Here is a 10,181-nt window from a genome sequence, read left to right as displayed (position 1 = left end):
CGCCCGGACCGATCGGGTCGGTGGAGTCGGAAATGATCACGTCGAACTTTTCAGTGGTGGTGGCGACGAAACGCATGCCGTCGTCGATCACCAGGTTCAGGCGAGGATCTTCGTACGCACCTTTGGAGTGGTTTGGCAGGAATTCCTTGCACATGTCGACCACGGTGCCGTCGATTTCGACCATGGTGATGTGTTCGACGCTGCGGTGCTTGGCCACTTCACGCAGCATGCCGCCGTCGCCGCCACCGATGATCAGCACGCGCTTGGCGCTACCGTGCGCCAGGATCGGCACGTGGGTCAGCATTTCGTGGTAGATGAATTCGTCGGCTTCGGTGGTCTGGATCACGCCGTCCAGTGCCATTACCCGGCCCATGCGCGGGTTTTCGAAAATCACCAGGTGTTGATGCTCGGTGCGCACTTCGTGCAGCAGTTTTTCCATGCGAAAACGCTGGCCATAGCCTTCGTAGAGGGTTTCCAGGTAGTCGCTGGTAGCGGTGGTGCTCATGGGAAGTGCTCCGATGAATGCGGGTGGCAACGGACGGTTACCCGCCCATGATGGCCAATCGATTGGCTCGATTGACCGGGAAAGGCGCGCATTCTACGTCGCGAAAGATGACAGGTCGAACCTCTTGATCGGCTCACCCCAATCCTGTGGGAGCGGGCCTGCCCGCGAAGCAGACGACGCGGTCTGTCAGTTGCACCGCGATATCGTTCATCGCGGGCAAGCCATGCTCCCACAGGTTCAGTGTCGTTTTTTGGGAGACCCGTCAGAATTTGACGTTGCCCCGTGGCCCGGCGATGGCCCAGATGATCAGGCCCAGCACCGGCAGAAAGGCGATCAACAACACCCAGAGGATTTTCATCCCGGTGGTGGCACCACTTTTAAACACGTTGATGATGGCCCAGATGTCCAGGACAAAAATGATCAACGCAACAAGGCTGTTGAACGTGGAACCCATGGTGACGCTCCCGAAGAGTGATAAGCCCCCTTAGGATAGACGGTCGTCGCGAGGGTTCCTTTTTATTGACAGTGTCTGGGTGTCAGACGTGGATGGCCACTTTCAGCGCTTCCAGCGATGGCGCGGCAGCGATGCCGACTTCGGCGCACAGCTCCAGCACGCGAGGAATGTCGTTGCCGTAGACCAACACCACTTGCAGCTCATCGTCGAGCAACTGGCTGAAGTTCATCAGCGTGTAGCCGCCGTTTTCCTTGTTCATGCTGCCCATCTGCACCTGAATACGGTTGAGCGCGGTCAGGGCTTCGGTTTTGGCCAGTTGCTTGGGTTTGATATTGAAATCAACGCCTGGGCCGAACGAGGCGACGATCTGCGCGAACAGGTCCACGTAGGTATCCGCCTGGAACAGCACCGTCTCCGGCAGGCTGCCGACCACCACCCATTCGCCTAATGGAATCGGGAACGTGTCGTCGTAGTTGATATCCGGATTGGCCGTCAGAAAAGCTTCAGGATCGGCGTAGGCCTGGGCCGCTTCGTCCGCGACCTTGAGGATTTCGTCGTCGCTCATGCACCCGGAGCTGATTTTGCTGATGAGTTCGACGAGTGCGGCTTTCATGGCGACGGATCCTGTAGCGAGTGAATTTTGAGGGCGCGAAGGATAGCGCATTCAGGAGGGATTGCGGACCTGTGGTGAGGGAGCCATCTCCCTCGCCACAAAAGGTCAGCCGAGCAGCTTTTCCAGCTGAGCGATGGTATCGACAGCGCCCAGGGTTTTCGCCGCATCGAGTGCCGACACGCCGTTGGCGTCCTTGGCTTTCGGATCGGCGCCTTTGCTGATCAGGTAGTCCACGATGGCAACGCGGTTGAACATCGCGGCCATCATCAAAGCAGTACGGCCATCAAACGATGAACCTTCCACTTGCGCGCCACCGTCGACCAGTGCCGTGACCACTGCCAGATCGCCCTTGAACGCCGCACCGGCGATCGGGCTCTGGCCGTTGTCGTTGCGAATTTCCGGGTCGGCCTTGTGTTCGAGCAGGACTTTCACGGTCTCCACGTGGCCATGGTAGGCGGCCAGCATCAGCAAGGTGTCACCTTTGTGGTTGCGCAGGTTAGGCGGCAGGCCTTTGGTCAACAGCGCAGCCATCATGGCCGCATCGCCCTCGCGCGCCTTGTTGAATACCTGTTCGGCAAATTCAGCGGCTTCTTCGGGGGTCATCTGGCGGCTTTGGTCTGACATCGGGGGCTCCCTGTTGGGTTATTCGCAAAGCCGACAGTTTCCCGAGCGGCCCCCACGCTGTCACTTGTTTTTTCTCAAGGGCCGCCATAGCCACATTCAATAGCGGTACTTGCCACCCTGGATATCCGCCAGCACCTGCTCGGTCACTTGTACGTAAGTCTGGGTGCCGGGTAGCCAGGCATAGATCGGGTCGTCGCCGGTTTTGCCTGGGTCGAAGGCTTCGTCCTTGAGCCGGGTCTTTTGGTATTTGAACGTCCCGGTGGTCTCCATTTTCACTTTCACCCGCAAGAACAGCGGCACCGCATAGGCCGGCATTTGCTGGCGAGCAAATTCCAGCAGTTCGCTGAAGTCCAGGGTGGCCAGGGATTCAGCCGGCGTAATTGCCGCCATCCCGGCACGCCCGTTGGTGTTCTGGACTTCCACGCCATACGCCACGGCTTCGGCGATGTGCGGGTGTTGCAAGAGGATATTTTCGACTTCCGTGGTCGATACGTTTTCGCCCTTCCAGCGGTAGGTATCGCCCAGCCGATCGACGAATTGCGCATGGCCGAAACCGATGTTGCGCAGCAGGTCACCGGTGTTGAAGAAACGGTCGCCCTTCTGGAACACGTCATGCAATACGACTTTTTCGGTCTTTTGCGGATCGGTGTAGCCGTCCAGCGGCGCCTTGTCGTCGATCCTGGCCAGCAGCAAACCCTGTGCACCCTTGGGCACTTTGCTCATGAACCCCTTGGCATTGCGAATCGGCTGACCGCTGTCGTGGTCGTAAGCCACCAATTCCCAGGCCATCAGCGAGAAACCGATGGTGTGGTCAAAGTTGAGGATATTGGTGAACCCGATGTTGCCGTCGCTGGCCGCGTACAGCTCGCAGATGTGGTCGATGGCAAAACGGGTTTTGAAGGCGTCCCAAGCGCCGGGACGCAGACCGTTGCCGACCATTTTTTTCACGGTGTGCTGGCTGTCGTCGGCGCTCGGTGGCTGATCCACCAGATAACGGCACAGTTCGCCCACGTAGCCGAGGGTGGTCGCGTGGTATTTGCGGACGTCGCTCCAGAACTGGCTGGCGCTGAACTTGCGTCGAATGGCAAACCCCGAGGCGCCACTGATGGCCGAGCCCCAGCACACGCAGAGCCCGGTCGCGTGATACAGCGGCAAAGTGCAATAGACGATGTCGTGCGGCTGCATATCGAGGGCGATCAGGCCGAAACTGGCGGAGCTGCGCATCCAGCGCCCGTGCTTGAAGACACCGGCCTTGGGCAATCCGGTGGTGCCCGAGGTGTAGATATAGAAACAAGGATCGTCGAAAAAAACCTGCTGGCTGCTGGCCGGGTTGTCGTCGATCGCGTCGGCACTGGCCGTCATCAGGTTGACGAAACCGTCGGGGGCAATGCCCGGATGGCTGTAGGTGTCTTGATCGGCGACGTACCAGGTTCGCGCTGGCGCGATGGACACCCGTTCGCGGACTTGCGAAAACGCCGGGACCAGTTCGCCGCCGACAATGATCGCCACCGGCGCCACCAGGTTCAGGCTGTGCGCCAGCGTATCGCGGGTCTGCGAGGTATTGAGTAAGGCGCTGATCGCGCCGACCTTGGCCACCGCCAGTATTGTCACCAGCAATTCCGGGCGGTTCTCGATGAAGACCGCGACCACGTCACCCTTGCCGATGCCTTGGGCCATCAGGTGATGCGCAATGCGGTTGGCCCATTGGTTGACCTGCGTATAGGTCAGCGTGACATCGCCCTGCAGTAATGCGGGCCCCTCGGGGTTGCGCAACGTCGCCTGCTCGAAACTCCAGCCCAGGCCACACGGTTGGGTCGGATCCTTGACGTTGGCGACTTTCAGGCCCTTCACCACGCGGGGAATGGCTTTGGCGATCGTCGGCAGTTTGCGGAGCATCATGCCCCAGGTAATCGTGTCGCTGGACGTGCGTTTCATGCGTGCTCCCGCTGATTTTTTTATTGTCGGGCGGCGTTTATAGAGGCCGAAAATACGTCAGCGGTTCTGGYGCTGTACACGCGGTTTTTGCAATGTTTTGTATCCGCCCAGCGACGGATGAATCGTGAACATCGACGCGCCGATTGGTTCCATTCAATCATCGCTCATCTTTCAAAATGCAGGATGCACGATGGCCATTCATGCAGATTGCACGAAACCGAAAAACAACAAGATTATTAACTTATTGATTTACAACGACTTTATAAAAATCAGGTACTGGCACAATCACTGCAACCTCCTCTCCATGCTTGCCAATCATGTGCAAATGGAGCTGATCGACATGAACCTGATCCAAGAAAAATTTTCGTCCCTGTTCTCCAACTTCGAAGTCACCACCCAACCGCGCCCGGACGGCGGGATTCTGCTGACCCTGCGCAGCACAGAAGGCAAAGTGTTTAAACGTTCGATTTCCTACCAGCAATTGCACGCTGGCGATCAGCTGTCGTGGGTAATCAGTGCGATTCGCCGTGACTTGGCCGAACAGGCCAGCGAATTGCCGCAGATCTCCATGCTGCAAAGCCAGCAACGGTTTGCGCTGCCGACTTATCACACGGCGTAAACCGCGCCAGCGCTAAAACAAACAGGCCGTGAGAGCTTTCGCTTCACGGCCTGAGTTGTTTCTGGCGCTGCATACAATATCTGGTTGCACACCAACCCTGTAGGAGCCGAGCTTGCTCGCGATGGCGGTGTGTCATTCAACAACAATGTTGACTGACGGGGCCTCATCGCGAGCAAGCTCGGCTCCCACAGGTTATGTGTGTTGTCCTAAAAGGTGGTGGGGTTTATCCGCTCGAAACTGTCGACGGTTACATGGCCCGCCAACTCCCCGCCCTCTCGCGCCAACCCGCATGTCGCCATCCCGGCCGTGCGCGCAGCGTCCACCTCTTCGACGATGTCGGACAGAAACAGAATCTGCGAAGGCTCAAGGCCAATGGCCTGGGTGATGCGCTCATAAGACTGCGCCTCACGCTTGGGACCGGACGTGGTGTCGAAGTAACCGCTGAACAGCGGCGACAAGTCACCCGCCTCCGAGCAACCGAAAATCAGTTTTTGCGCCTGAATCGAACCCGACGAATATACAAACAGTTGATAGCCTTCCTGATGCCAGCGCTTGAGCGCTTCAACGGCATCCGGGTAAACGTGGCCCTTCAACTGCCCCGCCTGATAACCCTGCTCCCAGACTATGCCTTGCAATGCCTTGAGCGGCGTGGCTTTACGGTCTTCGGCGATCCAGCCCAGTAGTATCTCGATCACGCGCTCAACGTCGGCGTCCGGTTCATTGCTGTCACGGCGAACGGCGGACAGTTGTTCAGCCACATCGGCGCGCCCGGCGTGCTGACGGACAAAATCCGGCAGGTGTCTGGCGGCGTAGGGAAACAACACGTCGAACACAAAACTCACCGCGCTGGTGGTGCCTTCGATGTCGGTGAGCATCGCTTTGATCGGCATCGGTTCAGTCCTCAAGACGCGGGAAGCGGTTGGCGATGTCTTCGCCGGTGAAATTGGCCACCCAGCCTTCAGGGTTGTTGAACAGGCGGATCGCGACGAAATGCGGATGCTCGCCCATGTCAAACCAGTGCGGCGTGCCCGCCGGCACCGAGATCAGGTCGTTCTTTTCGCAGAGTACCGCGTAGACGTAATCGCCGATGTGAAGGGTAAACAAACCACGACCGGCCACGAAAAACCGGACTTCGTCTTCGCCATGACGGTGTTCGTCGAGGAACTTGGCACGCAGTTCGGCTTTTTGCGGGTGATCGCTGTTCAGGCTGATGACATCGACGGTGATGTAGCCGCGTTCGGTCATCAGCTTGTCGATTTGTTCCTGGTAGGCGGCGATCACTTCTTCCTGACTGGCGCCAGGCTGGATCTTCGCCGCCGCTTGCCAGCGGTCGAAGCGCACGCCCTGCTCGGCCAGCGTCGAGGCGATGTCTTCGAAATGGGTCAGCACCTTGTTCGGTAAGTCAGGGCTTGAGACGTGGTAAACGGACAGGCTGCTCATCAGGGCAACTCCTTAACGGTTAAGGATCGCGCGCGTCTTCAACTCGCACTCGAACAAAAATTCAAAGGCCTCGATCTGCCGCAACGCATCGCTCATCCGTGCGCCCCAGGTATAGAGGCCATGACCGCGAATCAGGTAGCCCACGCAATCAGGGTGGGCGTCCAGCCAAGGCTGCACCTCGGCGGCAAGGCGCGCAATATCCTGATCATTGTCGAAAATCGGTACCCGTACCCGAGACTCGTGGGTTGACACGCCGCTGAAGGCTTTTTGCAGTTCGTAGTCTTCGAACTCGATGAAGTCTTCCGGCGTCAGGCGCGACAACACCGTGGCGTTGACCGAATGGGTGTGCAGCACCGCGCCGATCTCCGGGCGCCAATTGTAAAGCTGGGTATGCAGCAAGGTTTCGGCCGACGGTTTTTTCCCCGGCTCCAGGCTGTTGCCCGCCAGGTCGGTGGCCAACACATCATCCAGACCCAACTGACCTTTGTGCTTGCCGGACACGGTCAGCAGCGCTTCGCTCGGCGACAGGCGCGTCGAATAGTTGCTGCTGGTGGCCGGTGACCAGCCGCGGCCATACAGAAAACGCCCGGCGTCGATGATTTCCTGGGCAAGGTGTTCACGGGTAAGGCTCATGGCCTGTCCTCTTGCAGAAGTGTGGCAATGATAACGGCAGCCGCCAGGGCTGCGAGGCTTGCAATACTAAAGGTCAATGTGGCGCCCAAGGCATTCCAACTGTAGCCGGAATACAGCGCGCCCAATGCGCCACCGGTGCCGGCCAGCGCGGCGTACAACGCCTGGCCCTGGCCCTGCTGGCGTGCGCCAAAGCTACGTTGCACGAACTGGATGGCAGCTGCGTGAAAGCTGCCGAAGGTCGCCGCGTGCAGCACCTGGGCAAACAGCAACACCCACAGATGGTCGGCAAATGACCCCAGCAGCAGCCAGCGCAGTGCCGCCAGCAGAAAACTCGCCATCAACACCCGGCGCACCGAGAAGCGCATAAGGATTTTGCTCATGGCCAGGAACATCAGGACTTCGGCGACCACGCCGACCGCCCAGAGCATGCCGATCACGCCACGGCTGTAGCCCAATCGCTCAAGGTGCAAGGTCAAAAACGTGTAATACGGCCCATGGCTCAACTGCATCAACGCCACGCAACCATAAAACGCCAACACGCCGGGGCTGCGCAATTGCGTGAGGAAGCCCTCGCCCGCCAGCCGCTCACCCTGGACCGGTTGCGCATTGGGCACCCACAGGCTGCTGAGCACGATCCCGGCCATGATCAACACCAGCGCGGCCGGATAGATGTCGAGGCTGAGCCATTCGAACAACCGCCCCAGCGCTACCACGGTGATGATGAAGCCGATCGAACCCCAGAGGCGAATCTGGCTGTAGCGCGCAGTCTGGCCTTTCAAGTGCGCCAGGGTGATGACTTCGAATTGCGGTAATACCGCGTGCCAGAAGAACGCGTGCAACGCCATGACCATCGCCAGCCAGGCGTAGGTCTTGCTGACGAAAATCAGCGAAAACGTCAGCAACGTGCACACCGCGCCGAAGCGCACGATGGCCAGGCGTCGGCCGGTGTAATCACCCAGCCAGCCCCAGATGTTCGGTGCCACGCAGCGCATCAGCATCGGGATCGCCACCAGTTCGCCGATCCGCGCGCTGGAAAAGCCCAGGTGATCGAAATACAGCGCCAGAAACGGCGCCGTCGAACCGAGCAAGGCGAAATAGAACAGGTAGAAACTGGAGAGCCGCCAGTACGGGAGCGCCGCCACAGTCATCAGACTGCAGCGACTTCAAGGCCAGCCATTAAAGCTGACCCAGCACCGGTGTGCTCACACGCACATCGGCGTTCTGCCCGCGATGGCGCAGCAGATGATCCATCAGCACGATGGCCATCATCGCTTCAGCGATTGGCGTTGCACGAATACCGACGCACGGGTCGTGACGGCCCTTGGTGATGACTTCCACCGGGTTGCCATGGATGTCGATGGAGCGACCCGGCGTGGTGATGCTCGACGTCGGCTTCAGCGCCAGGTGCGCAACGATCGGCTGACCGGACGAGATCCCCCCCAGAATGCCGCCAGCATTGTTGCTGAGGAAACCTTCCGGGGTCATTTCATCACGGTGCTCAGTGCCGCGTTGGGCGACGCTGGCGAAACCGGCGCCGATTTCCACGCCTTTGACCGCGTTGATGCTCATCAGCGCATGGGCCAGTTCAGCGTCGAGGCGGTCGAAGATCGGCTCGCCAAGGCCTGGCATGACACCTTCAGCCACGACGGTGATTTTCGCACCGACCGAATCCTGATCGCGACGCAGCTGGTCCATATAGGCTTCCAGCTCCGGGACTTTGTCCGGATCAGGGCTGAAGAAGGCGTTCTCTTCGACCGAATCCCAGGTCTTGAACGGGATTTCAATCGGGCCGAGCTGGCTCATGTAGCCGCGAATGACGATGCCCTGGGTCGCCAGGTACTTTTTCGCAATGGCACCTGCCGCCACGCGCATCGCCGTCTCGCGCGCCGAGCTGCGACCGCCACCACGGTAATCGCGCTCGCCGTATTTGTGGTGGTAGGTGTAGTCGGCGTGGGCCGGACGGAACAGATCCTTGATCGCCGAGTAGTCCTTGGATTTCTGGTCGGTGTTGCGAATCAGCAGGCCAATGGAGCARCCGGTGGTGCGACCTTCGAACACGCCGGAGAGGATTTCGACTTCGTCGGCTTCCTGGCGTTGAGTGGTGTGACGGCTGGTGCCGGGCTTGCGCCGATCCAGGTCGCGCTGCAGGTCCTCAAGGGAAATTTCCAGGCCCGGCGGGCAGCCGTCGACAATGGCGACCAACGCCGGACCATGGCTTTCGCCCGCGGTGGTGACAGTGAACAGCTTGCCGTAGGTATTGCCGGACATGCAGGACGCTCCGTGAAATAGAACCTGAATACGTAATGCGCGCCAGTATACGCAGGCTACCCAAGTAGTTCATCCTCGAACCTTATGGGTGCCTGCGAGTCCAACCGGCATCTTTGTGAATGATGGCGTGATGATGCTGCGAGTTCTAGCCTTGAGCCTTACCCTGATATCTGGCTTTGCCCAGGCCACTGTGTTGCAACGGCCCATTACATTGGACACCGGCAGCGGTGAGCTTTTCGGCTCGTTGTTGCTGCCAAAATCCGACAATCCCGTGCCGGTTGTCCTGATCATTTCCGGCTCCGGCCCTACGGATCGTGACGGAAACAATACCGACGGCGGGCGCAATGACAGCCTCAAACGGCTGGCCTGGGTGCTGGCCAAACACAACATCGCCAGCGTGCGTTACGACAAACGCGGCGTGGCGGCGAGCCTTGCAGCCACGCCGGACGAGCGCAATCTGTCGGTAGAGGCCTATGTCGCCGACGCTGAAGCCTGGGGCGAGAAACTCAAACATGATCCACGTTTCGGCCCATTGATTTTGCTCGGCCACAGCGAAGGCGCCTTGATCGCCACATTGGCGGCACCGAGTGTCGATCCTGCGGCGGTCATTTCCCTGTCCGGCAGTGCTCGACCGGTCGATCAGGTGTTGCGCCAGCAGTTGAGCAATCGCCTGCCGCCCGCCCTGATGCAGCGCAGCAATGAGCTGCTCGACAGCCTCAAGGCCGGGCACGTTGACGAAAACGTGCCGCCACCGCTCCAGGTGATTTTCCGCCCAAGTGTACAGCCGTACCTGATTTCGCTGTTCCGTCAGGACCCGGCGGCAGCGTTCGCCAAGTTGAAGATGCCGGCGCTGATCATTCAGGGCAGCAACGACATTCAGGTCGGCGTCGGTGATGCCAGGCTGCTGAAGGCCGCCAAACCGGACGCTGAACTGGCGCTGATCGAAGGCATGAACCACGTCATGCGCATCGTGCCCAACGATGTAAAACGGCAAATGGCCTCTTATAAAGATCCGCAATTGCCGCTGGCGGCCGAACTGGGCACTCGCATCCTCGGGTTTATTGACGGACTTCGCACCAGTTAAGCGCCG

The 10,181-nt window shown here is 59.4% G+C and carries 11 protein-coding genes and 1 pseudogene; 2 read left to right on the top strand and 10 right to left on the bottom strand.

What is annotated here, in order from left to right; genetic code table 11:
* From AC1D2P_RS11095 to AC1D2P_RS11075, 5 genes are all read right to left on the bottom strand, one after another.
* On the bottom strand, positions 1-505 hold a 505-nt coding region (locus tag AC1D2P_RS11095; RefSeq protein WP_477811425.1), incomplete at its 3' end, for a spermine/spermidine synthase domain-containing protein.
* 262 nt (positions 506-767) lie between these two features.
* Positions 768-959, bottom strand: a complete 192-nt coding sequence (locus AC1D2P_RS11090; protein WP_046027091.1) for a PLDc N-terminal domain-containing protein — start codon at positions 957-959, stop codon at positions 768-770.
* 82 nt (positions 960-1,041) lie between these two features.
* Entirely contained in the window at positions 1,042-1,572 is a 531-nt protein-coding gene (locus AC1D2P_RS11085) for a hypothetical protein (protein WP_046027092.1), read from the bottom strand.
* Positions 1,573-1,677: 105 nt separating this feature from the next.
* A complete protein-coding gene (locus tag AC1D2P_RS11080) occupies positions 1,678-2,196 on the bottom strand; it encodes an ankyrin repeat domain-containing protein (protein ID WP_046027093.1) in 519 nt (172 codons plus the stop codon).
* Between the two features lie 96 nt (positions 2,197-2,292).
* On the bottom strand, positions 2,293-4,131 hold the full coding sequence (locus AC1D2P_RS11075) for a long-chain-acyl-CoA synthetase (protein WP_223522485.1): 1,839 nt from the start codon (positions 4,129-4,131) through the stop codon (positions 2,293-2,295).
* Between the two features lie 340 nt (positions 4,132-4,471).
* On the opposite strand from AC1D2P_RS11075, the gene AC1D2P_RS11070 reads away from it, so the two are divergent.
* Complete coding sequence (locus AC1D2P_RS11070; protein ID WP_046027152.1) at positions 4,472-4,750, top strand: DUF3509 domain-containing protein; 279 nt, start codon at positions 4,472-4,474, stop codon at positions 4,748-4,750.
* A 206-nt stretch (positions 4,751-4,956) separates the two neighbouring features.
* Here AC1D2P_RS11070 and mtnC read toward each other — a convergent pair whose 3' ends face one another.
* The 5 genes from mtnC to aroC are packed head-to-tail and all read right to left on the bottom strand — an operon-like array spanning position 4,957 to position 9,091.
* Positions 4,957-5,640, bottom strand: a complete 684-nt coding sequence (mtnC, locus tag AC1D2P_RS11065) for an acireductone synthase (protein ID WP_477757651.1) — start codon at positions 5,638-5,640, stop codon at positions 4,957-4,959.
* A gap of 4 nt (positions 5,641-5,644) precedes the next feature.
* Positions 5,645-6,190, bottom strand: a complete 546-nt coding sequence (locus tag AC1D2P_RS11060) for a 1,2-dihydroxy-3-keto-5-methylthiopentene dioxygenase (RefSeq protein ID WP_077430607.1) — start codon at positions 6,188-6,190, stop codon at positions 5,645-5,647.
* 12 nt (positions 6,191-6,202) lie between these two features.
* The gene (locus AC1D2P_RS11055; protein WP_046027097.1) at positions 6,203-6,823 is read right to left on the bottom strand and encodes a methylthioribulose 1-phosphate dehydratase; all 621 of its coding nucleotides are present in this window, start codon (positions 6,821-6,823) and stop codon (positions 6,203-6,205) included.
* Positions 6,820-7,971, bottom strand: coding sequence for an MFS transporter (locus AC1D2P_RS11050; RefSeq protein ID WP_175648952.1), 1,152 nt, complete (start codon positions 7,969-7,971; stop codon positions 6,820-6,822). Before AC1D2P_RS11050 ends, AC1D2P_RS11055 begins: the two co-directional genes overlap by 4 nt.
* Before the next feature lie 28 nt (positions 7,972-7,999).
* Positions 8,000-9,091 carry a chorismate synthase gene (gene aroC / locus AC1D2P_RS11045; RefSeq protein WP_046027098.1) on the bottom strand — a complete coding sequence of 364 codons (1,092 nt, stop codon included), beginning with the start codon at positions 9,089-9,091 and terminating at the stop codon, positions 8,000-8,002.
* 84 nt (positions 9,092-9,175) lie between these two features.
* Here aroC and AC1D2P_RS11040 point away from each other — a divergent pair.
* Positions 9,176-10,175: pseudogene (locus AC1D2P_RS11040) on the top strand (alpha/beta hydrolase).
* The last annotated feature ends 6 nt before the right edge of the window (positions 10,176-10,181 follow it).

The organism is Pseudomonas sp. P1_F1_2, from assembly GCF_056405815.1.
The sequence above is the reverse complement of the archived record's forward strand: the minus strand, read 5'-3'. Positions and strand labels throughout refer to the sequence as shown.

Excerpts from the sequence above, each read along its gene's own strand:
- AC1D2P_RS11090 (WP_046027091.1), bottom strand. The coding sequence starts at position 959 with ATGGGTTCCACGTTCAACAGCCTTGTTGCGTTGATCATTTTTGTCCTG.
- AC1D2P_RS11085 (WP_046027092.1), bottom strand. The coding sequence starts at position 1,572 with ATGAAAGCCGCACTCGTCGAACTCATCAGCAAAATCAGCTCCGGGTGC.
- AC1D2P_RS11080 (WP_046027093.1), bottom strand. The coding sequence starts at position 2,196 with ATGTCAGACCAAAGCCGCCAGATGACCCCCGAAGAAGCCGCTGAATTT.
- AC1D2P_RS11075 (WP_223522485.1), bottom strand. The coding sequence starts at position 4,131 with ATGAAACGCACGTCCAGCGACACGATTACCTGGGGCATGATGCTCCGC.
- AC1D2P_RS11070 (WP_046027152.1), top strand. The coding sequence starts at position 4,472 with ATGAACCTGATCCAAGAAAAATTTTCGTCCCTGTTCTCCAACTTCGAA.
- mtnC (WP_477757651.1), bottom strand. The coding sequence starts at position 5,640 with ATGCCGATCAAAGCGATGCTCACCGACATCGAAGGCACCACCAGCGCG.
- AC1D2P_RS11060 (WP_077430607.1), bottom strand. The coding sequence starts at position 6,190 with ATGAGCAGCCTGTCCGTTTACCACGTCTCAAGCCCTGACTTACCGAAC.
- AC1D2P_RS11055 (WP_046027097.1), bottom strand. The coding sequence starts at position 6,823 with ATGAGCCTTACCCGTGAACACCTTGCCCAGGAAATCATCGACGCCGGG.
- AC1D2P_RS11050 (WP_175648952.1), bottom strand. The coding sequence starts at position 7,971 with ATGACTGTGGCGGCGCTCCCGTACTGGCGGCTCTCCAGTTTCTACCTG.